General features: G+C 60.6%; 20 protein-coding genes. 3 read left to right on the top strand and 17 right to left on the bottom strand.

The features are described 5' to 3' along the window. Positions 1-468: 468 nt before the first annotated feature. Entirely contained in the window at positions 469-2,421 is a 1,953-nt protein-coding gene (locus tag C5750_RS14570; protein ID WP_105734576.1) for a M23 family metallopeptidase, read from the top strand. Between the two features lie 15 nt (positions 2,422-2,436). Here the strand turns inward: C5750_RS14570 and C5750_RS14565 are convergent, their stop codons facing one another. The 7 genes from C5750_RS14565 to C5750_RS14535 all read right to left on the bottom strand — a co-directional run bounded on the left by C5750_RS14565 (position 2,437) and on the right by C5750_RS14535 (position 13,509). Continuing rightward, on the bottom strand, positions 2,437-3,864 hold the full coding sequence (locus C5750_RS14565; protein ID WP_105734575.1) for a L,D-transpeptidase: 1,428 nt from the start codon (positions 3,862-3,864) through the stop codon (positions 2,437-2,439). Between the two features lie 171 nt (positions 3,865-4,035). Beyond that, entirely contained in the window at positions 4,036-6,648 is a 2,613-nt protein-coding gene (gene clpB / locus C5750_RS14560) for an ATP-dependent chaperone ClpB (protein ID WP_105734574.1), read from the bottom strand. Positions 6,649-6,858: 210 nt separating this feature from the next. Continuing rightward, positions 6,859-7,593: a DUF4167 domain-containing protein gene (locus C5750_RS14555; protein ID WP_105734573.1), complete on the bottom strand. Its 735-nt coding sequence runs from the start codon at positions 7,591-7,593 to the stop codon at positions 6,859-6,861. Positions 7,594-7,888: 295 nt separating this feature from the next. Next, positions 7,889-8,752 (bottom strand): peptide chain release factor N(5)-glutamine methyltransferase, encoded by an 864-nt coding sequence (prmC, locus tag C5750_RS14550; RefSeq protein WP_105734572.1) that lies wholly within the window; start codon positions 8,750-8,752, stop codon positions 7,889-7,891. 5 nt (positions 8,753-8,757) lie between these two features. Next, positions 8,758-9,837, bottom strand: a complete 1,080-nt coding sequence (gene prfA / locus C5750_RS14545) for a peptide chain release factor 1 (RefSeq protein WP_105734571.1) — start codon at positions 9,835-9,837, stop codon at positions 8,758-8,760. Between the two features lie 24 nt (positions 9,838-9,861). Next, the gene (gene ptsP / locus C5750_RS14540) at positions 9,862-12,102 is read right to left on the bottom strand and encodes a phosphoenolpyruvate--protein phosphotransferase (RefSeq protein WP_105734570.1); all 2,241 of its coding nucleotides are present in this window, start codon (positions 12,100-12,102) and stop codon (positions 9,862-9,864) included. A gap of 153 nt (positions 12,103-12,255) precedes the next feature. After that, the gene (locus C5750_RS14535) at positions 12,256-13,509 is read right to left on the bottom strand and encodes an aspartate kinase (protein WP_105734569.1); all 1,254 of its coding nucleotides are present in this window, start codon (positions 13,507-13,509) and stop codon (positions 12,256-12,258) included. A gap of 178 nt (positions 13,510-13,687) precedes the next feature. On the opposite strand from C5750_RS14535, the gene ubiG reads away from it, so the two are divergent. Then, positions 13,688-14,431, top strand: a complete 744-nt coding sequence (gene ubiG / locus C5750_RS14530) for a bifunctional 2-polyprenyl-6-hydroxyphenol methylase/3-demethylubiquinol 3-O-methyltransferase UbiG (protein WP_105734653.1) — start codon at positions 13,688-13,690, stop codon at positions 14,429-14,431. On the opposite strand, the gene C5750_RS14525 is transcribed toward ubiG, so the two are convergent. The 5 genes from C5750_RS14525 to C5750_RS14505 all read right to left on the bottom strand — a co-directional run bounded on the left by C5750_RS14525 (position 14,421) and on the right by C5750_RS14505 (position 17,771). Continuing rightward, positions 14,421-15,320, bottom strand: a complete 900-nt coding sequence (locus C5750_RS14525) for a DMT family transporter (RefSeq protein ID WP_105734568.1) — start codon at positions 15,318-15,320, stop codon at positions 14,421-14,423. The genes ubiG and C5750_RS14525 overlap by 11 nt on opposite strands. A gap of 58 nt (positions 15,321-15,378) precedes the next feature. Next, a complete protein-coding gene (locus C5750_RS14520; RefSeq protein ID WP_105734567.1) occupies positions 15,379-15,792 on the bottom strand; it encodes a DUF1178 family protein in 414 nt (137 codons plus the stop codon). After that, positions 15,789-16,658 (bottom strand): carbon-nitrogen hydrolase family protein, encoded by an 870-nt coding sequence (locus C5750_RS14515; protein WP_105734566.1) that lies wholly within the window; start codon positions 16,656-16,658, stop codon positions 15,789-15,791. The genes C5750_RS14520 and C5750_RS14515 overlap by 4 nt, the downstream gene beginning before the upstream one ends. Before the next feature lie 10 nt (positions 16,659-16,668). Further along, positions 16,669-16,938 carry a glutaredoxin 3 gene (gene grxC / locus C5750_RS14510; RefSeq protein WP_105734565.1) on the bottom strand — a complete coding sequence of 90 codons (270 nt, stop codon included), beginning with the start codon at positions 16,936-16,938 and terminating at the stop codon, positions 16,669-16,671. Positions 16,939-17,015: 77 nt separating this feature from the next. Then, positions 17,016-17,771, bottom strand: coding sequence for a ComF family protein (locus C5750_RS14505; RefSeq protein WP_105734564.1), 756 nt, complete (start codon positions 17,769-17,771; stop codon positions 17,016-17,018). A 64-nt stretch (positions 17,772-17,835) separates the two neighbouring features. Here C5750_RS14505 and C5750_RS14500 point away from each other — a divergent pair, with 64 nt between their 5' ends. Then, complete coding sequence (locus C5750_RS14500; RefSeq protein WP_105734563.1) at positions 17,836-18,726, top strand: methyltransferase domain-containing protein; 891 nt, start codon at positions 17,836-17,838, stop codon at positions 18,724-18,726. 9 nt (positions 18,727-18,735) lie between these two features. Here C5750_RS14500 and C5750_RS14495 read toward each other — a convergent pair whose 3' ends face one another. The 5 genes from C5750_RS14495 to C5750_RS14475 all read right to left on the bottom strand — a co-directional run bounded on the left by C5750_RS14495 (position 18,736) and on the right by C5750_RS14475 (position 22,683). After that, positions 18,736-19,056, bottom strand: a complete 321-nt coding sequence (locus tag C5750_RS14495; protein WP_105734562.1) for a hypothetical protein — start codon at positions 19,054-19,056, stop codon at positions 18,736-18,738. A 114-nt stretch (positions 19,057-19,170) separates the two neighbouring features. Further along, the gene (gene mutT, locus C5750_RS14490) at positions 19,171-19,587 is read right to left on the bottom strand and encodes an 8-oxo-dGTP diphosphatase MutT (RefSeq protein ID WP_105734561.1); all 417 of its coding nucleotides are present in this window, start codon (positions 19,585-19,587) and stop codon (positions 19,171-19,173) included. After that, positions 19,584-20,336 carry a GNAT family N-acetyltransferase gene (locus C5750_RS14485; RefSeq protein ID WP_105734652.1) on the bottom strand — a complete coding sequence of 251 codons (753 nt, stop codon included), beginning with the start codon at positions 20,334-20,336 and terminating at the stop codon, positions 19,584-19,586. Before C5750_RS14485 ends, mutT begins: the two co-directional genes overlap by 4 nt. Before the next feature lie 20 nt (positions 20,337-20,356). After that, positions 20,357-21,598 (bottom strand): bifunctional glutamate N-acetyltransferase/amino-acid acetyltransferase ArgJ, encoded by a 1,242-nt coding sequence (gene argJ / locus C5750_RS14480; RefSeq protein ID WP_105734560.1) that lies wholly within the window; start codon positions 21,596-21,598, stop codon positions 20,357-20,359. Positions 21,599-21,762: 164 nt separating this feature from the next. After that, positions 21,763-22,683 carry a peptidylprolyl isomerase gene (locus C5750_RS14475; protein WP_105734559.1) on the bottom strand — a complete coding sequence of 307 codons (921 nt, stop codon included), beginning with the start codon at positions 22,681-22,683 and terminating at the stop codon, positions 21,763-21,765. Between the last annotated feature and the right edge of the window lie 119 nt (positions 22,684-22,802).

The following is a 22,802-nucleotide window of genomic DNA, read 5'->3' as shown; positions in this document are numbered from 1 at the left end:
CTCGCGCAACAATCCGAAATCTCAAACCAGAGCTTCCTTTAGGGCGCATTCAGCAACCGCCAGCGGCGCCCCGCCCTCGTTGTGTCGGTATATAGACCCCACCAACCAAAACTGTCAACACGCCTTTTGCGTTTTTTATCAAAAATGTGACACGATTTATCCACAGCCCCGTATTTGCTGGGCGAAACGCCGGCAAATAAGCCGCCGAAGTGTATTGTGATGGCTGCGGCCACAAACATGCCGGATTCAAACCCTAGCGCTGGCTCGCATGCGCGGGTTCATTTCCGGGGATCATGACGGGTATCTCTCTATATAGGCACTCTTCACGATCGGCGCGTTGACAGATGGAAGCTGCGAGGGCAAAACTGCGGCCTTGTTGACTTCGTACCAGTAAATGGCTGGTCGGCACGCGCCGAAAAATCAAATAAGCCTGCATCAATAACGGCGACAGGATCGACACTGAGAAGCATGAAAGAGTACGAGGGGCACTCATCCATCGATCCGGGCAACGAACCGCCGCTGATTACAGACGGGCGTCGCGGCCCGCCCGACCGCCGCGAAATATCGGCGCGATGGCTGGCCGGCACCTTTCTGACCGGCATTACCTCCAGTGTCCTGATGGGCGTCGCCCTGTTTGCAGCGCTCGACGGCCGCGAACAGCTGGCAACGCCGCCGGAACTGATGGCCCGCACCATCGCCCCCGCCGCCAAGGACAACAGCACTGTCGCCAAGGGCACGCGCGTGGCCGCGACAACGCCGATCCGCCGCAACCGCGACCGCCGGCGCCTCGATGTCTCAACCGTATTCAAAGAGGGTGAACGGGATGTCATCCGCTCCACGCCGTTCGAATATGTCCGCATAGCGCTGGCCTCGGTTCACAACAGCAACCGCAAATATCCCGGCTTCAATCCGCTGGACGTGTTTGCCGAGGCGAACGAGGGAACCGATCCCACGCCCAAGACCGGCCTGATCTATGGCGCCAAGGTGGAAAGCGAAGTCAGCCTGCGCACCGTTGACTTTCCCCTGGCCACCGCGCAATTCGATCCTTCCGATGATCTGAGTGCCGACGAGGTGGAAGAGGTCGTCCGCAACACCGGCGCCCTGCTCACCGATGGCGCAGTCCAGGTCGCCTCGCTGCATTATGTGGATCCGCTGCGCTTCGGCGCGGATGAAGACCCTTTCAACCTGCGCAATCCGCTGGCGGTCAAGATCATCCAGGAGAATGTCAGCGTCGCGCCCCGGATAAGCGACGATGCCGAGAGTCATGGCTACTCGGAAGAGCTGATTCCCTTCCGCAACGACAAGGACATCCTCGGCGCCTTCAATGAAGCGGGCTACGAGGACGAGGACGCCACCGGCATGTCCGAAGCGATCGCCAAACTGCTCAACTCGCCGCGCCTCAAGGGCGGCAGTGTCCTGCGTCTGGGGATTGAGTCACATGACAGTGTTGACCGGATCATGCGCGCCAGCGTCTATAACGGCACGACGCACATCCTGACCATCGCCCTCAATGACAAGGATCAGTATGTGCCGGCGGATGAACCGGAGATGACACCGGGACTGCAGCTTGCCTTTGACGACAACCCGCCCGCTTCGCGCCAGCCCGGCGATCTTCCCACGGTCTATGACGGTATTTATCGTGCGGGCATCGCCTACGGCATGACCGATACGATGATCCAGCAGCTGATCCGCATGCTGGCGTCGGATGTGGATTTCCAGGCGCAGCTCGCGTCGACCGATCAGCTGGAAGCGTTCTTCTCGCTGCCGGCCGATTCGGAAAGGGCGGGAGACGAATCGGAAATCCTGTATGTCGCAGCCAATTTCGGCGGCAACCTGCGCAAATTCTACCGGTTCCATTCCGCCGACGGCTCAACGGATTATTATGACGAGAACGGCCGCAGCTCAAAACAGTTCCTGCTGCGCAATCCCGTGCCCAACGGCGTGTTCCGCTCGCCCTTCGGCATGCGCCGCCACCCCATTCTCGGTTATTCCCGCATGCATACGGGCGTCGACTGGTCCGCACCGCGCGGCACGCCGATCATCGCGGCCGGCAATGGCGTGGTCGAGCGCGCCGGCTGGACCAACGGTTATGGCAACCAGACGGTCCTGCGGCATTCCAACGGCTATGAAAGCAGCTATTCACACCAGAATGCCATCGCGGCGGGGGTAACGCCCGGCGCCAAGGTCCGGCAGGGTCAGGTGATCGGCTATCTCGGCTCGACCGGCCTGTCGACCGGTCCACATCTGCACTATGAGGTGATCGTCAACGGGTCGAAGGTGGACCCGATGCGCATCCGCCTGCCCGGCGGACGGGCCCTTGGCGGCGATGACCTCACCGCCTTCAAGCGTGAGCGCGAGCGCATCGACCAGCTCTTGAAGGACGACAATGGCAACGCGCCCAAGGTTGCCGCCAGCGGCTGATCCCAGGACCGGGTTTTACTCCTGAAACTCCACGGTCACACCCTTCTGCACCAGCTTCGACAATTCCGTCGCATCCCAATTGGTCAGGCGGACACAGCCATGGCTGTTGGTCTTGCCGATCTTTGACGGTTCCGGCGTGCCGTGGATGCCATAGGTCGGCTTTGACAGCGCAATCCACACCGTGCCGACGGGCCCGTTGGGACCGGGCGGGATGGTCAGCACCTTGTTGTTTTCCCCCTGCTTGAAGTTCAGCTTGGGATTATAGGTGTAGTTGGGATTGATCGCGATGCGCTCCACCTGCACGATCCCCGACGGCGAAGGCGTGTCGGTCGAGCCGATGGTCGCGGGATAAGCCACGATGAGCCGCCCCTCCGCATTGTAGCCGCGCACCTGCTTGCGGCCCTTGTCGGCGATGATCTTGGTCACCGATCCGCCGACATTCTGGCCGGGATTGGCAACCTGGATCACCGTGCCGGGACGATTGAAATCCGCACCCGGATTGATTTCCTTCAGGTAAGCCTCGTCCATGTGAAAGCGCTCGCCCAGCATCTCGGGAACGGAAGTGAACGCCATGCGCTCGAGCTGGGCCTTGTGGCTGTAATCCTCGGGGATCGAGGCAACGAACGGATAGGCGGCATCTTCCGATGTGATCGTATAGGCAACGAAGGCGGGGCCGCCCGTTTGTTCGAGCGAGGCATTGATTCCCGCCTCGTTGAGCGGATCGAATTTCTGGCCGGTCATTTCCTCGAAGGCCGCCACGGCCTTGTCGACATTGCCGCCCTTGCGCCCATCGATGACGCCGGGTGAAACCCCGACCCGGTCGAGGAGCACCTGGATGGCGGCGATCTTGGTCTTGGCGCCCTGCCCCTTGGGCAATTGCACAGCCGGTGCGGGATTGGGATGCGCCGGGATGGCCTCCTGCGCCGGCGGCGTTGCCAGATTTTCACCCGGCATTTCCGGATCGATCAGACCGGGCGAGGCCGGCGCCATATCAGGCTGATTGTTGGCTGGCGGCAACGGCGCGCGTTCGACCGTGCGGTAATCACGTTCGGACGGCTGTGCTCTCTGGCCCTGATACGGATCATTCGGGCTATTCGCATAGGGATCTTCGGGAATCGATCCGGTGTCGTAGGGATCTCGCGGTGCATCGGGAAAATAGTCGATGCCACGGCCGTCATTGGCATCGTTGCGCGGCTCTTCGACTGAAACCACCCGGCCGCGGCGATCCACCGTCACCCGGCGGCCATATTCGTCGAAGTAAACCCGGTAGTCGCTGCGGCGCGCACGCCGGTCCGATTCGAACAATTGCGCAACGGTATAGGGCGTCTGATTCGCCTGGGCGCTTGCCGCAGGGCTTGCCGCCTGCGCGGGGGGGACAGGCGCCAAAACCGCCAGAATGGCGGCAAAAAGCGATGCAAACACAATCAAATGACGAAACGCCATATTTTCAACTTCCGGTTTCCGCTAACGCACTCTTAAGCATAAATGACCGACTTTCCTGTCTTTATGGTTAATGCGGCTGTTCTCTCGTCGCATCTACCGCATGAAGCGGACATGAAAATGGCCGCCATGCGGCGGCCATTCCATTTCTTCGCTTCCTTGCCGGTGCGGTACTCAGGCGGCTTCGCTCTTGTCCCGATCAGGCGCGGATTTGACCGACCTGAAATTGAGCCGGTCGGAACCCGCGGTGATCTTGACGGTGGAGCCGTCGAGAATTTCACCGAGCAGTATCTTCTCCGCCAGCGGGTCCTGCACCTGCTTCTGGATCACGCGCTTCAAAGGCCGTGCACCATAGGCAGGGTCATACCCCTTGTCGGCCAGCCAGTTGGTTGCATCCTCGTCGATCTTGATGGTGATCTTGCGATCCGCCAGCAAGGCCTGCAGACGCTGCATCTGGATGGCCACGATCGCACCCATTTCCTTCCGCTTCAGGCGGTGGAACAGGATGATCTCATCGACGCGGTTGAGGAATTCCGGCCTGAACGAGGCCTTGACCACGTTCATGACATCCTCGCGGGCACTTTCCACATCCTGGTCTTCGCGCAGCGCGGTCAGATATTCCGCCCCAAGGTTGGACGTCATGATGATCAGCGTATTGCGGAAATCCACCGTCCGGCCCTGACCATCGGTCAAACGTCCGTCATCGAGCACCTGCAACAGCACGTTGAAGACATCCGGATGCGCCTTTTCGATCTCATCGAACAGGACAACCTGATAAGGCCTGCGCCGGACCGCTTCCGTCAGCGCTCCGCCTTCCTCGTAACCGACATAGCCGGGAGGCGCACCGATCAGACGCGCGACCGAATGCTTCTCCATATATTCGGACATGTCGATGCGAACCATGGCGGTCTCGTCGCTGAACAGGAACGCAGCCAAAGCCTTGGTGAGCTCCGTCTTGCCGACACCGGTTGGTCCGAGGAAAATGAACGAGCCAATCGGCCGGTTCGGATCCTGCAGACCGGCACGGGCACGGCGCACGGCTTTGGAAACGGCCTGAACCGCCTCGCCCTGTCCGATGACCCGCTTGGCCAGTTCGTCTTCCATGCGCAACAGCTTTTCACGCTCGCCTTCCAGCATCCGGTCAACCGGGATGCCGGTCCAGCGGGACACAACCTGCGCGATATGATCCGGCGTGACGATTTCCTCGACCATCGAGGTCGATCCATCCTGCTGCTCGGCCTGGGCAAGCTGCTTTTCCAGCTGCGGGATCGTGCCATAGGCCAGCTCGCCCGCTTTCTGGAATTCACCATTGCGCTGGGCCGCGGCAAGTGCATTGCGCGCATCGTCGAGCTGACCTTTCAGGTCGGCCGCATGCCCGAGCTTCTGCTTTTCCGACTGCCAGGTGTTGGTCAGGGCCGTGGACTGTTCCTCCAGTTCGGCCAGTTCCTTTTCCAGCCGCTCCAGACGGTCTTTCGACGCATCGTCCTTCTCGACCTTCAAAGCCTCGCGTTCAATCTTCAGCTGCATGATGCGGCGGTCGATTTCGTCGAGCTCTTCCGGCTTGGAATCCACCTGCATCCGCAGGCGCGCCGCGCCTTCGTCAATCAGGTCGATCGCCTTGTCCGGCAGAAAGCGGTCGGTGATGTAACGGTTCGACAGCGTTGCGGCGGCAACCAGGGCCGAATCGGAAATGCGAACCTTGTGATGCTGTTCGTATTTCTCCTTCAATCCGCGCAGGATCGAAATCGTATCCTCGACCGACGGCTCATCGACAAACACCGGCTGGAACCGCCGGGCCAATGCCGGGTCCTTTTCCACGTGTTTGCGGTACTCGTCGAGCGTTGTCGCGCCAACGCAATGCAGCTCGCCGCGTGCCAGGGCAGGCTTCAGCAGGTTCGACGCATCCATCGACCCTTCACCCTTGCCCGCGCCAACCAGCGTGTGCATCTCATCGATGAAGAGGATGATGTTGCCATCGGCCGACTGCACTTCGGAAAGCACCCCTTTCAGGCGCTCTTCGAACTCGCCGCGGTATTTCGCACCGGCAATCAGCGCGCCCATGTCGAGCGCCATCAGCTGCTTGTCCTTCAGGGACTCCGGCACGTCGCCATTGACGATACGCAGCGCCAGCCCTTCGGCAATCGCCGTCTTGCCGACGCCGGGTTCACCGATGAGAACCGGATTGTTCTTGGTGCGGCGCGACAGGACCTGGATCGTCCGGCGGATTTCGTCGTCCCGGCCGATAACCGGGTCGAGCTTGCCCGACCGTGCATCGGCGGTGAGATCGCGCGCATATTTCTTCAGGGCGTCATAGGTATTTTCAGCGGAAGCCGAATCGGCAGTCCGCCCCTTGCGGATATCGTTGATAACCGCGTTGAGGCCCGCGGCGGTCACACCCGCGCGGCTCAGAATTTCCGATGTCTTTGCCGATTTCTCGATGGCCAGCGCCGTCAGCAGCCGTTCAACCGTGACAAAACTGTCGCCGGCCTTCTTGGCAAGCTCTTCGGCCGTGGCGAAAACCTTGGCCAGCGGCTGTGCGAGATACAGCTGCTCATTACCGCCGGTGACCTTCGGCAGCGCATTGAGCGCAGCCTGCAATCCCAGGCGCACATCGGCGATACGCCCGCCCGCCCGCTCGATCAGCGATGCGGCAAGGCCTTCCTCGTCATCAACGAGAACCTTGAGCAAATGCTCCGGTGCAAACTGCTGATTGTTGGAGGAAAGTGCAAAAGTCTGTGCAGACTGGATGAAGCCGCGAACCCGCTCGGTGTATTTTTCAAGATTCATTCTTTGTCTCCTTTTCCCCAGAACCCTGAAAGCGGCATTCTGGAGTCTTCTGGTGACGGACCCCCTGCAAGAGGCAGATCCATACGATCAAGGCTCATATGGGATTGCATTCCTGCTCCCGCAAGATACTCCCAAAGCCGGAATTTGAAAAAAGAAAACGGCGCGGAAATCGTTCCGCGCCGTTTGCAAGATCGGATGCTTTGACCGGGGTCAGACGTCGGATTCGACCGCTGCCCGGCGTTTCTTCACTTCCGCCACGATGCTGGCCGGGGAAAGGTCATTGGCTGTATCGGCAGCTGCCGCAGCAGGTGCCGCATTTTCCTCGGTCGTGCGCGGTTCACGCGGACGGGCAGGCCTGCGGCCGCGCGGGGCGCGGCGCGCCGGCTTTGCTTCGGCGGCTTCCTGGGATTCCCCGGCTTCCGCTGCCGCTTCATCGTCATTGCCGGAGGCGTTCTCTTCAGCGGCGGTCGCCTGGTCATACTGCCGGCGCTGCTGATGCGGCTGCCGCTGGCTGACTGGCTCTTCACCGTAGGCAACTTCCGCCGGCGTTCCTTCGATCACCGGCTGCGGTCCGCTGCCATTGATCTGCTGGTGCTGGACCGGACGGTCCTGCTGCTGTTCATTGCCGTCATCGTCGTAAACGCCATCATCGTCCTGGTCATCGCGGTCATCGCGCTGATACTGAACGGGAGCCTGAGCCTGAGCAGCAAGAATGATTCGATTGTAATGTTCGGCGTGCTGAAGATAGTTTTCTGCCATCACGCGATCACCACTGCTCTGCGCGTCACGGGCAAGAGTGGTGTATTTTTCGGCGATGTGCTGAGCATTTCCCCGGATTTTAACGTCGGGACCGTTGCTCTCGTAATTACGGGAAAGTGGGTTGGGACCTTTGCGGTTGTTGTTACCGCGTCCGCGCATGCGCCTATTCTGCTGTACTGGCCTCATACTTATCTCTTTTCAGAAAATCAGGGGCGCTCATTTGCTCACCATTTGAGTCAAAAAGCTTCGCTTCTCAAGTGTCGACCTGAAGCGCGCCCCGCGCTTCAATCGCATCCAAAGTTCATAAAACTTTTGTGCTTCCGCTAAACCCATTCCTCCAAGAACAATTCCGAGGAGAAATCAAACACCCGGAAAATTCCGTATCAATCTCTTGATAGGCAAAACCAGACTTGTTCGGTTTAGAGCGGTGACTGGAAACTAGCCGCCTTCGCGACAAATTCCAAGCCTTTTTTCAATAATTTTACAGCTTCATGAACAACATTGCTCTTTCGTGTCCACCGATATCCTTCTGCAGACCCTTCAAGGCGAAGCCTGATTTTGCGAAAATCGTCTCGACATCTATGCGCTGATCAAAACCGATTTCCACGGCAACTGCACCATTTGCGCGCAGGTAACTCTCCGCCTGTGCCGCGATGATGCGGTAGGGCTCAAGGCCATCCGCGCCGCCATCCAGCGCCAGAACCGGATCATGCATCGCCACTTCAGGCTGCAAGTTCGCGATATCGTTCGACCGGATATAGGGCGGATTGGAAATTATCATGTCAAATCCGCCAGTTACCTCCGCAAACCAGCTGGAATGCAGCGCGGCGAACCGATTGGACACGCCATTAAGATGGGCATTGTCACGTGCCGTTACAAGGGCACCGGGTGCAATATCCACCCCGACGGCACGCAGATGCCTGACCTGGCCCAGCAAGGCAATGGCAATGGCGCCTGTGCCTGTTCCCAGATCAATGAGATCGGCAACCCCGTTCTCCGCCACCCGTTGCTGCAGGAACGGCAGCGCAAGTTCGACCAGCGCTTCCGTGTCCGGCCGGGGCTCCAGCGTATCGGCGGAAAGCGAGAACTCCAGCCCGAAAAAAGCGCGCCGCCCAATGATCCGGTGCACTGATTCGCCGTTGATTCGCCGGTTAAGCACCGCATCGAGCCGGGCCAGGACATCTGCCGCGACGCCGCTATGCGGATTGCGGATCGTTTCAAGCCGGTCAAACCCGGTGACCCACTCCACCAGAAGCCGCGCATCCAGCTCTGCATTTTCAATCCCGGCTGTGGTCAGCAGGGAGCGCGCATGACGGTGGACGTCAGCGAGACGGGCCTCAGCCATTACAATCAGTACCCGTCATTCATCTGGGCCAGAAGAGCTGTCTGGTAATCGGAAATCAGCGCGCCGATCAGTTCGTCCAGATCGCCCTCCATGATGCGGTCGAGCTTGTACAGCGTCAGGTTGATGCGATGGTCCGTAACGCGGCCCTGCGGGAAATTATAGGTGCGGATTCGCTCCGAACGGTCGCCGGAGCCAACCTGGCTGCGCCGCGCTTCCGAACGCTCGCTGTCGGCCTTCTGCCGCTGCATGTCAAACAGCCGTGACCGCAGCACCTGCATGGCGCGGGCGCGGTTCTGGTGCTGCGATTTTTCCGCCTGCACCACGACGATGCCCGAGGGTATGTGGGTGATGCGCACCGCCGAGTCCGTCGTATTGACGTGCTGGCCGCCCGAACCCGAGGCACGCATCGTGTCGATGCGGATGTCTTCGGGACGGATATCGATATCGATTTCTTCGGCTTCCGGCAGAACGGCAACGGTGGCGGCGGAGGTATGGATGCGGCCGCTCGCTTCCGTATCCGGCACACGCTGTACCCGGTGCACACCCGACTCGAATTTCAGCTTGGCAAAAACGCCCCTGCCCGAAACCATGGCGATGACTTCCTTGTAGCCGCCGGCTTCACCGTCGCTGGCCGAGATCAGCTCGACCCGCCAGCCATTGGCCGATGCGTAACGCTCATACATGCGGAACAGGTCGCCGCCAAACAGTGCGGCTTCCGAGCCGCCCGTTCCCGCGCGGATTTCCAGAATGGCATTGCGCTCGTCGGCAACATCCTTCGGCAGGAGCAGGACCTGAATGTCCTGTTCCAGCGCTTCGATGCGCTCGTTGATATCAGGCAGCTCCGCCTCGGCGAGATCGCGCATATCCTTGTCGGTCGCCGCATCGTTGAGCATGGTTTTCAGATCGCCAGCTTCGCTGCGCGATGCCACGAGATCGCGAATCTTGGCAACCACCGGCTCCAGCTCCGAATATTCCGACGCGAGCTTCACATAGGTATCGGAATCCGGATTGCTCGCCATTTGCGTTTCAATCATGGAAAAGCGCTTCAGCAGCTGATCCATACGATCCTGCGGAATGGACATCATTTCAGTGTGCTACCTCTGCAGATTTCACAGCGCAACGCCTGTACGCTCTGCGAACTTGTTCAGGACATGCCGCAGCGAACCGGTATCGCCGTGATTGTCGATGGCATCGGTCAATTGCGCATGCAGTTCCCCGACATCGAGTGTGCCCAGCATCGCCTTGATCGGGCCAATGGACGCCGGCGACATGGAAATGGAGCGGAAACCCAGCGCGATCAGGGCCATGGCCGAAAGTGGCTTGCCTGCCATTTCCCCGCACAAAGTCACGTCGGTATTGTTGCGCACACCGGCCTGCGCGATCTGGCGCAGCACCCGCAGGAACGGCACCGACAGATTGTCAAACCGGTCGGTGATCATCGAGTTGCCGCGATCAACCGCCATGACGAACTGGAACAGGTCGTTGGACCCGACCGAAACGAAATCCACCACCGACATCAGCTCATCGAGCTGCCAGAGCAGCGACGGCACTTCGACCATCGCGCCGATCTTCACCCGCGTCGGCAGGTTGTGGGCAAAGCGCGAGAGGTGCTGCACTTCACGATTGATCAACTCGCTCGCCTTGCGCACCTCAGCCACTTCCGTGACCATCGGGATCATCAGCCGCAATTCGCGCCCGCCAGCGGCTTTCAGCAGAGCGCGCACCTGCGTGCGCAGCAGTCCCGGACGGTCGAGCGTCAGGCGGATCGCCCGCCAGCCCATGGCCGGGTTTTCCTCATTCACATTGCTGCGGAAATAGGGGAGAACCTTGTCGCCGCCGATATCGAGCGTGCGAAATGTCACCGGCCGGTCGCCCGCCGCATCGAGCACCGAACGGTAGAGCCGCTCCTGCTGCTCGGCCCGCGGGAAGGTCGACGCCACCATGAATTGCAGTTCAGTGCGGAACAGGCCAATGCCCGCCGCCCCGGCTTCCGCCAGCTGCGGCAAGTCCACGAGCAGCCCGGCATTCATCAGCAGCGAAATCGCCACACCGTCCTTGGTCACCGAAGGCTTGTCGCGCAATTCGCGGTAAAGCGCCTGCCGCTTGGCGCGGAAGCGGACCTTTTCCGAATAGGCCGCCTCGACATCCGCCTGCGGGCGCAAATGCACCCGGCCATCATCGCCATCGACAATGACCGCATCATTGTTTTCAGCCATGGACACCACGCCCTTGACCTGTCCCGCCACGGGAATACCCATGGCGCGGGCCACGATCACCACATGGCTGGTCGCCGCGCCGTCTTCAAGAACCAGGCCGCGCAGGCGTTCGCGCGGATAATCCAGAAGTTCGGCAGCCCCCATGGACCGGGCAATGATGATGGCATCCTTGGCCAGCGAACCGGCCATCGTCTTCACGTCGCGGCCCATCAGCTGACGCAACAACCGGTTGGCAAGATCATCGAAATCGCTGAGGCGCTCGCGCATATAGGGATCGGTCAGATGCATCATCCGCGCGCGGGTGTCGCTCTGCACCTTCTCCACGGCCGCTTCCGCCGTCAGGCCGTTACGGATTGCTTCTTCAAGGCGCCGCACCCAGCCGGTGTCATGCGCGAACATGCGATAGGCTTCCAGCACTTCACGGTGCTCGCCCTCGAACGCCACATCACGGCGCGACAGCATGTCATCGATGGAAATACGCAGCGACCCGAGCGAACTCTCCAGCCGGTCGATTTCCGTATCGATGTTTTCGTTGAAAAGATTGGTGACGACGATGCGCGGCTCGTGCAGCACGACATGGCCAAGACCGACGCCATCATTGAAGGCGCTGCCGGAAAAGCTCATCGGCTTGCCGAGATCAAGCTCGACACCCGGCCGCGCCAGTCGGGTCAAGCTGCCCGCGGCGACCATTTCCGCCAGCACCATCGCCGTGGTTTCCAGCGCTTCGACCTCATCTTCGCGATAGACGCGCTTGGTCCGGTTCTGCACGACGAGCACGCCGAGCGTGCGCCCGGCCCGCAGGATCGGCACGCCGAGGAAGGAGTTGTAGATTTCTTCGCCCGTTTCCGGCAGGTAGGCGAAGGCGGGGTGGGTCTGGGCATCCGTCAGGTTGAGCGGCCGGGCGCTGGAGGCAATCGTCCCGACAAGGCCCTGGCCAAGCCGCAACTGCGCCAGGTGAACCGCGGACGGATTCAAACCTTCGGTTGCATAGAGTTCGAGAACGCCGTCCGAGCGCAGGACGTAAAACGAGCACACTTCCGCGACCATGTTCTGCGCGATCTCGCGAACGATCCGGTCAAGCCTCTCCTGCGGCTCAAGAGCCTCCGCCATCAATTCGCGGAGGCGCTTCAGCATGACACGAGGACCTGATATCTGCTCGCGCGTGGGCACCCATCTGCTCCATATTATTATTGGCAAGACCGGAATGGTCTTGCCAATCAACTCTTTGATTCATCATGTCAGTCGAGACGTTCACCGACAAACAGAATCTCTGTCTTAGATCGTAAATTAATGCTTATCCAGACCGTAGACAGAATGCAAAGTCCGAACCGCAAGTTCCGCATAGGGGCCATCGATCAGAATGGAAATCTTGATCTCCGACGTGGTGATGGCGCGAATGTTGATGCCCTTGTCCGCCAGCGCGCGGAATGCCGTTGCCGCAACGCCCGCGTGGCTTCGCATACCGATGCCGATCACCGAGACTTTGACCATGCCGGCTTCCGACTGGATCACGTCGAAACCGATATCGGCCTTGACCTTTTCCAGGACGACCAGCGCCTTGTCGAGATCGCCCGAGGGAACCGTAAAGGTCATGTCGGTCTTCGACCCGTCCTCGGAGATGTTCTGCACGATCATGTCGACATTGATGTGGGCTTCGGCCAGCGGGCCGAAAATGCCGGCGGAAATACCGGGACGGTCTGCAACACGGCGCAAGGAAATCTGGGCTTCGTCCTTGGCGTAGGCAATTCCTGTGACAACCTGCTGTTCCACGATTTCTTCCTCGTCGCAAATAAGTGTACCGGGCGGATTGATCAGATCACCCATGCCCGGCGCATCGGGGTCTTCGAAACTGGATCGCACAAATGTGCGTACTTTGTGCACCATCGCAAGCTCGACGGACCGCACCTGCAGAACTTTCGCCCCTAGGGACGCCATCTCGAGCATTTCTTCAAATGAAATGCGTGACAGTCTGCGGGCTTTCGGTTCCACGCGGGGATCGGTGGTGTAGACACCGTCGACATCCGTGTAGATGTCGCAGCGATCGGCCTTGACCGATGCTGCAATCGCCACGGCGCTCGTATCCGAGCCGCCACGGCCGAGCGTCGAAATGCGATTGTCCGGGCCAATGCCCTGGAAACCGGCGATAACGGCAACCTGGCCTTCCCTGAACCGTTCGATCAGGAAAGAACCATCGATATCGACAATGCGCGCCGCGCCATGGGCATTGTCGGTCTTGATCGGGATTTGCCAGCCCTGCCAGGACCGTGCATGCACGCCCATGTGCTGCAGGGCAACCGCAAGCAGTCCGGCAGTCACCTGCTCGCCGGAGGCGACGATGGCATCATATTCGCGGGCATCGTGCATCGGCGAGGTCTGACGGGTCCAGGCGACGAGTTCATTGGTTTTCCCTGCCATTGCGGAGACGACGACTGCGACTTCGTGCCCTGCATCAACTTCACGTTTGACATGCCGGGCCACATTACGGATGCGGTCGATATCGGCCACCGAAGTGCCGCCGAATTTCATCACAATGCGTGCCATGGGAAATACCGTTCTGGAAAGGCCTGAAAATGGGATCGAAAACGATCCGCCCTGTCGAAAGCGGAGCGCGGTTTCCCATAACGAAATTATGACGCAACTGCAAGAACGCGAGACGATTTGCGTCTTGACATTTTTTGCCGGAAGGGGCCACTCCAGAGGCAGCAAAAAGGACGTTGCCATGACCGAAGCCCAACGCAGCACGATCGATGCCGCCGAAGTAGACCGTTTTTCGCGCATGGCGGCCGAATGGTGGAATCCGCAGGGCAAGTTCCGCCCCCTGCACAAGTTCAATCCGACGCGCCTTGCCTACATCAAGGAAAAGGTCTGTGCCCATTACGGCATCGATCCGAACAGCCCGCGGCCGTTTGCCGGTCTGCGCCTGCTCGATATCGGTTGCGGCGGCGGCCTTTTGTGCGAGCCGATGGCGCGCCTCGGTGCTGCCGTTGTCGGCGCCGATGCCAGCGAAACCAATATCGAGGTGGCCAAAATTCACGCTGTTCAAAGCGGGCTCGCTATCGATTACCGTGCCACCACAGCCGAAGCGCTGGCAGCGGCCGGGGAGCAGTTCGATATCGTCCTCAACATGGAAGTGGTCGAACACGTCGCCGATGTGGAGCTTTACCTCACCGCCTGCGCGCAGATGGTCAAGCCGGGCGGCGTGACCTTCGTCGCCACCATCAACCGGACATTGAAAGCGCTCGGCCTTGCCATTTTCGGCGCCGAATATGTCTTGCGCTGGTTGCCGCGCGGCACCCACCAGTACGAAAAGCTTGTGCGCCCGGAAGAGCTCGAGGGCCCATTGACACAGGCCGGGCTCGAAATCACGGAGAAGGTCGGCGTCACCTACAATCCGCTTGCCGACAGCTGGAACCGTTCGAGCGATACCGACGTCAACTACATGGTGCTGGCAATCAGGCCGTGACCTTTGCCGCCATGCGCTGTGCCTTGGTGGTCATCAGCACGCCGATGGTGATGATGACAGCACCGGCCCATGTCGCCAGCTGGTAGCTCTCGCCGAGAAACAGCGTTCCGGCGATCAGCGCCACTGCCGCGCCGACATAACCGATCTGGCTGAGATAAACCGGACCGCCAACCGCCTGCAGACGGAAATACAGGGCGAACATGCAGGTGGAAGCGAGGACCTGCGCCACGACCAGCCATGGCACGTTGCCAAGCGGCTCCACCGCAAAACTGCCGCTGGCGTAGAAAATAACCGGAATCAGCAACAGGGCTGTCGTCAGGTGGCTGCCTGCGGCAAGCTCGGTCGGATCGGCGCCTTGCGGCCAATCGACGGTGCGGTAGACATTGCCAAGCGCCAGCAGGACCGGAATGAGCAGGCCGACGACAACCCAGAAGGGTTCGGCCGGCTGCCCCACCTGCCCCCGGGTGAAGCCGACAAGCACCGCCCCGGCAAATCCCGTGAAGATACCGAGCAGCCCCAGCATATTCGGCCGCTTGATCTTGAAGAGCATCGACAGCAGCAGGGTGAAGACAGGCGAGAGCGTATACATGATGCCGGTGAAGCCTGACCCGAGATGCGGAATGGCCGACAGCGTCATCAGGTTGGGAATGGCGTAGGAAATCAGCGCCGTGACCAGATAATACCGGGCCATGCGCCCATTGAGCAGCGGCCGCTTGCCCATGGCCAGAAACGCCAGCAGGAGCACGACGCCAGCACCCGTCGAAATCACGAAGGCCCAGACCGCCGGGGTTATTCCGGCGCCAAAAGCCAGCTTGCCGAACGGCAGCGTCAATCCGAGGAAGGCGCCGGTCAGGACGAGCAGCGCTGGAGCAGAATTCAGAAATGGCATGAAGGCGACCCGGCAGGACAGTTAGGACTGCCGCACCTTAGAGCCTTTTCCGGCAAGATCAATTGTGGTCGTCGGGAAAGGTCGGCAACGGCATGATGTCGACGCCGTCTTCCAGCAGCGACTGCACCTCGTCACCCGAGGCTTCGCCGTAAATCCCGCGCTGTTCCGCTTCGCCGAAATGGATTTTGCGGGCTTCCTCGGCAAAATCAGCGCCGACATAATCGGCGTTCTCGCGCACCTTCCGGACGACTTCCTTCAGTTCGCTCACCATTTTACTCATGGCAACGGCCGTCTTCTCCTTCTGCCGTGCCGTGGTCACGGAAGGAGCCATCAATGCCTTTTCCACCTTGTGCGAACCGCAGACCGGACACGTGACCAGCCGCTTCTTCGACTGGGCGTCGAAATCGTCATTGCTGCGGAACCACCCCTCGAATTCGTGGTCCTGCGCGCAGTGAAGAGAGAAACGGATCATGATGCAGCCGATTGCCTCTCGCTCTGGCCGTCATCCGACTGAATGACCAGACCAAACGGGCGGGCATTTTTAAGATTGGGGACCTTCGACCGGGCCGCCGCACTCAGGGATGGATCGATATCGGCGACGATCACCGCCGGATCCGCGTGGCCAGCTTCCGCCAGAATCTCGCCCCAGGGCGCAACGATGATCGAGTGACCGAAGGTTTCGCGGCCATCCTCGTGCACACCGCCCTGTGCCGCCGAAATGACAAAAGCGCCGTTCTCGATGGCGCGGGCGCGCTGCAGAATGTGCCAGTGTGCCTCGCCGGTCTGGCGCGTGAAGGCGGCAGGAGCCGTCAGAACGGAGGCGCCGGCCACAGCCTGCGCGCGGAACAGCTGCGGGAAGCGCACATCGTAGCAGATGGCAAGACCCAGCCGTGCAAAGGGGAGTGCGGCGACAACGGAATCCGAACCTGGTGCGTAAACGGCCGACTCGCGCCAGCTCTCGCCATTGTCGAGATCGACGTCGAACATGTGGATTTTGTCATAGCGGGTGATGATCTTGCCATCCGGTCCGAACAGAAAGGCGCGGTTGGCGATCTTGCCGTCTTCGCGGGCAATGGCGGTCGAGCCGATATGCAGGTGAATGCCGTGTTCTGCCGCCAGCTCCGAAGCGGTACGCACGATGATATCGTCTTCTTCCGCCCGCAGGACATCGGCGAGCGCCTTGCGGTCGCGCTGCAGCGCACCCGTCATCTCGGGCGTCTGCACATAAATCGCGCCCTTGCTGACGGCTTCAGCCACATAACCGGCAAGATCGGCAGCATTGCGCTGGGGATCGACGCCGGAGCGCATCTGGATGGCTGCTGCACGAAATGAGCTCATAATCTGTTCCCTATGCCAGTGCGCCGGTCTTTAGCAGCGGGTCGAGACGACCCTGCTGTTCAAGCGCATAAAGGTCATCGCAACCGCCGACATGCACGGTGCCTATGAAAATCTGCGGAAAGGTCGTGCGCCCGTTGGCGCGCGCCAGCATGGCCTGCCGCGCTTCGGGTTCCGCCGTCGCATTGTGCTCGACGAAAGCCACACCCTTCTTGTCCAGAAGGCCCTTGGCAGCCGTGCAATAGCTGCAGCCATTGCGCGTATAGATTGTAACATCAACCATCATCATACTCCACTTATGGGTCTATATAAGCACCGGCAATCAAAGCGCAAAGACCCGTTTTTTCCGCAAAACAACCATTAGACAGATAATTCTTTCGACAGAGCCCGCCCGAAGGTCAAGACATCGACGCTGGACGCACCGCCGCGCAGCAAGGCGCGGGTTGCAGCCTTCACGGTTGCGCCGGTTGTATAGACATCATCGATCAGGAGCACCCGGCGTCCACGCACCTTGATATCCTGGTTTTCCGGCACCTTGAACGCCCCCCTGACATTCGCCGCGCGCTCCAGGGCGCCAAGCCCGACCTGCTGCCGGGTCGGTTTGACCCGCTTCAGGGCGCCGGGCTCGAACGGCTTGCCGCTGATCCCGCTGAGATGGCGGGCGAGTTCGGCGGACTGGTTGAACCGGCGCAGCCAGAACCGCCGCGCATGCAGGGGCACGGGCACGATGACCTCGCATTCGGCCAGCAATTCGCTGCCGGCCCGCGCCATCCACCGCGCCATCCACGGGCCAAGGTCGGTTCGGTCGCTGTATTTCAGCCGGTGCACCATGGTGCTGATCGCCCCCTCATGGACGGCAACGGAACGGGCCCGGCGGAACGGCGGCGGATCGGCGATCGCTTCGGCCGAGAGGATTTCCGCGCCGAGATCATGGCTGAAGGGAATGCCGAGCACCGGACAATAGGGCTTTTCGATAAAGCGGACTTTTGACCAGCAGGCCGCGCAAAGGCTGCCCGGCTCGCAGACAAGGCTCTGGCATTCCGCACAAACCGGCGGGAACAGCAGCATGAACAGGCGAGTTGTCACGATGCGCGCAAAAGCGCGGGCGGTTTCCATTGCAATTCCATCCGGGGCAACGCATTTAGCGGGAAGAACTATACATTGATCAGAGAAATTCGGAATGGACCAGCACAGGATCTTCGATCGGAATTTGCTGCGGCACAGGCGCTTGCGCGCGCTGCGCCAGCACGGGATGACAGGCGATTTCCTGCTTGCCCGGGCCGCGGACGATCTGGAAGAGCGCCTGTCCGCCGTCGAACGCCGTTTCGACGTCGCCATCGACCTTGCCAGCCACACCGGGCTGGCGGCAAGGGCAATCGAACGCTCCGGCAAGGCCGATACAATTGTCCGGGTTGAACAGGATGCCCGTTTTCTCGATGCGGCGTTTCCATCCATCGTTGCCGATGAGGAAATGCTTCCCCTGAAACCAGCGGGTGCCGGACTGATCGTTTCTCTGTTGTCGCTGCACCTGACCAACGATACCCCCGGCACGCTGCTGCAGATCAGGCGCGCGCTCAAGCCGGATGGCCTGTTCCTCGGCGCCATGGCCGGCGAGGCCACCCTGTCGGAGCTGCGCGAGGTTTTGCTGGCCGCCGAAAGCGAAATCAGCGGTGGCGCCTCGCCGCGCGTCGCACCCTTTGCCGATGTGCGCGATGTCGGCGGCCTGTTGCAGCGGGCGGGCTTTACCCTGCCGGTGACCGATATCGAAACCTACACCGTGCGCTACGATTCCCTGTTCGCACTCATGCGCGATCTGCGCGCCATGGGCATGCAGAACATTCTCTTCGGGCGGTCGCGCAAGCCGGTGACCCGCCGCTTCTTCCTGCGGGCGGCTGAACTCTATGCGGAACGCTTCAGCGATCCGGATGGGCGGATCAGGGCAACCTTCTCATTTATCTGGATGTCGGGCTGGGCGGCGCATGAATCGCAGCAGAAGCCATTGAAGCCCGGCTCCGCCAAGGCATCGCTCGCCGATTTCCTCAAAGATGTCGAAACCCTGGAAAAGAAATAGCCGGCAGACTCAGCAGTCGCCGCTTTTGGTGCCGTTGGCATTGAGGATGCAGACCGAATCGGGAGACTTCTGCAAGACACTGCGGCGGATCGTGTATTCGGACGGCGCTGCCTTCTTGATCGAGCCTGTCGACATCGTGTCGATGGATCGGCTCGAGGCGTAGTCCACAACGGATTTCGACTTGCGGTCGGCCAGCGGTGCAACAACCAGTGCGAGGGCGATTGCAGCAGAACCGAACAAAAGGGTTATGCGCAAGATACCAGTTCCCGCACCCAGGAATGTCCTGGTCTGCGCAGCAGCCTCGTCGAGATTGTCGAATTTATAACCCATGCGCCACCTGGAAAAGTTGATCCGTCTTTGATTAAAAGTCGCCCATTCGCGTGAAGGATCGATTAACGATTTGGGTTAATTTGACGGTGATGAAATCTTAACCACGATTTGCCGTCAGAGAAGATCGATCAGGAACGGGATCAGCGGGATATCGGCTGGCGGCATGGGATAATCGCGCATGTCTTTCGGCCGCACCCATTTCAGCGTCTGGCCTTCCATGGAGCGCGGAATGCCCTCATAGCGGCGGCAGATGAACAACGGCATGAGCAGATGGAACGTCTCATAGGTGAAACTGGCAAAGGTCAGCGGCGCCAGGCATGCCGGCTTGACGGTGATCCCCAGTTCCTCCTGCAGTTCGCGGATCAGGCTTTCCTCCGGCGTTTCGCCGGGCTCCACCTTGCCGCCGGGAAACTCCCACAGGCCGGCCAGCGACTTGCCCTCCGGCCGCTGGGTCAGCAACACACGCCCGTCGGCATCGACGAGTGCACAGGCCGTTACAAGCAGGAGGGGGTGTTTGGGTGTGCCGCTCATGCGTCTGGCGCCTGCCGGTAGGCGTAACGGTATGCCTCGGTAAAACCGATCTTTTCATAGAGCGCGATGGCACCGGCATTACCGGCTTCCACCTGCAGCCAGCCTCGCTTGGCGCCGTGCTGCACGGCCCATTTGATGGCAGATTTGACGATCATCCGCCCATGCCCCTTGCGGCGGCTGGCCACCAGCGTGCCGATGTTGAACAGGCCCGCCAGCAGACCATCCTGCACGCAGATGGCCGTCGAAACCGGCGCGCCGCCGTCCTCGATGACGAACAGGCCCTTGGCCGGACGAATGGCGTCGATGACCTCGACCAGGCCGGGCTTCAAGGCCGGATTGTCCTGCTGCACCGTAACGGCGGCATCGACATACCGGCCGGTATCGCGCAGGGGAATCTGGTCGATGGCATCGGACAGATCGATGCTTGCCAAATCCGCCACCATGACGAGTGACTCGTCAAAGCGCGACCAGCCCGCTGCATCGAGATAGGCGTCCAGCGCCTCGGGCGCGAGCGGCGACAGGCGGAACACCGGCGGTCTGCCATAGGCGCGCAAACGCTGAACAGCCCGGGCAACGCGCTCTTCCATATTGTCCGTATCGCCCGGATCGAGCGGATTGACCGAGTTCAGGCGCTTGGACGGGTGGCATGCCGTCATGCGGATCGCCCAGCTGCCGTCGTAATGAACCGACGCGGCGGGCCAGGCCCTGAACCCGACAGCCTCGATCTGCCGGATCTGGGCCAGCGGCATCGTGCTCCGATCCAGGTCCATCAGCTGCGGTAATCGCCGTTGATCGTCACATATTCCTTGGTGAGGTCGCAGGTCCAGACCGTCGCCTTGCCCTTGCCAAGCCCGATATCGACCTTCACGGCGATGTCTTCGTTCTTCATGTAGGCCGAGGTCGCTGCTTCCGAATAATCCGGGTCGCGCTCACCATGGCGGGCAACGCGGATGTCACCGAACCAGATGGCGAGACGGTCGCGATCCGCCGGCTCGCCGGCCTTGCCGACCGCCATGACGATGCGGCCCCAATTAGCGTCCTCGCCCGCCGCCGCTGTCTTGACCAGCGGCGAATTGGCAATCGACAGGGCAATACGCTTGGCCGACCGCGACGATGTCGCGCCCGTCACGGTGATCTCGAGCATCTTGCGCGCGCCCTCGCCGTCGCGCACGACCTGCAGGGCGAGGTTTTTCAAGACGCGGTCGAGCGCCTTGGCAAAGGCTTTCAGGCGTTTGTCCTTTTCCTTCGTCACCGGTTCCGCCCCACGTTCGGCAGCAGTACCCGTTGCGAACAGCAGCAATGTATCGGATGTGGAGGTGTCGCTGTCGACCGTCACGGAATTGAAGCTCTTGCCGACCGATTTGGACAGGAGTTTCTGCAGGATATCGGAGGCGATCGGCGCATCGGTGGCCACGAAGGACAGCATTGTCGCCATGTCGGGGGCGATCATGCCCGCACCCTTGGCGATCCCGTTGATGGTCACGGGCACACCGCCAAGCAGGACGGTTTCGGTTGCAACCTTAGGGAATGTATCGGTTGTCATGATGGCGCTGGCCGCGTCCTGCCAGCGCTCGGATGTGGCGCTCTTGGCCATATCGCCGAGCAGGTGGCTGAACTTGCCGGCATCCAGCGGTTCGCCGATGACACCGGTGGAGGCGAGAAACACTTCGCCGGGCTTGCAGCCGATTGCCTTGGCGGCAGCGGCGGCCGTCGCCTTGGTCGATTCGCGGCCCTTCTTGCCGGTGAAGGCGTTGGCATTGCCGGAGTTGACGACAACCGCGCGGGCCTTGCCGCCACTCAGGCTGTCACGGCAGAAATCCACCGCCGCCGACGGGCATTTGGACCGGGTGAACACACCGGCTACCGCCACCGGTTTGTCGAATACGATCAGGAGAACGTCTGTTCGGCCCTTATATTTGATCCCGGCTTCAGCGGTTGCGATCCTGACGCCGCGGATTTCGGGCATGGCCGGGACATGTTTGGGAGCCAGGGGAGAGACAGACGTGGACATCGGGTACCTCGAAAAGGTGTTTGACAAGGTTCAGTGCGGGCATATTCCAAAAGGAAGAAACAGGCCCGGGACCGAAATCCCGGGCTAGTGGTCCTTTGATTCTGACATTTGCCTGAACGCCTGTATCGACGGGATGCAAATGTCAGAATCGGACCACTGGGATATTACTGTTCCTGGGCGTCCGTCGCGGCCTTCATGGCCTTTTCGGTTTCCGGATCGGTGTACTGGATCTTCAGATCGGCGCGTTCCTTCTTGACCAGTTCGACATAACGCTCACGGATGAGGATCGACTTCACCTGATCCTTGACCTGATCGAATGCCGGCGGCTGCTGCACGCGCTTGTCTTCGAGCTTGATGACGTGGAAGCCGAACTGTGTCTGGACCGGTTCCTTGGTGTATTTGCCGACATCCAGCGCCATGGCCGCCTTTTCGAATTCCGGGACCATCTGTCCGGCGGAGAAATAGCCGAGGTCGCCGCCCTGTGCTGCCGATCCGTCGGTCGACTTTGCCTTGGCAACGTCTTCGAAGGAAGCGCCGCCGTCGAGCTGCTTGATGATCGCTTCGGCTTCTTCCTTGGTCTTGACCAGGATATGACGGGCGCGAACTTCGTTCTGCGGCGGCATTGCTGCCATTTCCTTGTCATAGCGGGCGCGCACATCGGCATCGGTGATCTTGTCGACAACCTGCTGCTTGAAGAAATCATTGTGCAGGGCGCGGTCCTTCAGGAACTGCATGCGTGCCTTGAATTCCGGCGTGGCATCCAGCTTCTCGGCTTCCGCCTTGGCGGCCAGGGCCTTGATGTCGATGATGGCGGCCAGAGCGGCCAAACGACGCTGTTCGTCCGGAAGACGGGCAAACTGCGGATCGAGATCGGCGGAAATCTGGTCAACATCCTTGGAGGTGATCTTGGCGCCGTTGATCGTGGCAAGCACCTTGTCCGGATCGGCCTTGACCGCATCCGCCTTGGCGGCGTCCGGCTTTGCAGCCCCGGCTTTGCCGGTGTCCTGGGCCATGGCCACGGAGGAAATACCGGTCAAAAACACAGCAGCAGTCATGAATGAAAGGGTTTTACGCAATTGGTTCATAGGTCAATTTCTCCTTAGGAGGACCGGTACGGGCTATGATTACGGCGGAATTTTGCCTTGACGAAGCGATCAACTGCGTGCTGCTTCAACATTGACATCATTCGAGCCCCCTCTTATCT

This window comes from Phyllobacterium myrsinacearum (assembly GCF_002980555.1).
Lineage (GTDB): Bacteria > Pseudomonadota > Alphaproteobacteria > Rhizobiales > Rhizobiaceae > Phyllobacterium > Phyllobacterium myrsinacearum.
Note: the sequence above shows the minus strand (reverse complement) of the source record. Positions and strands in the feature narration are given on the sequence as shown.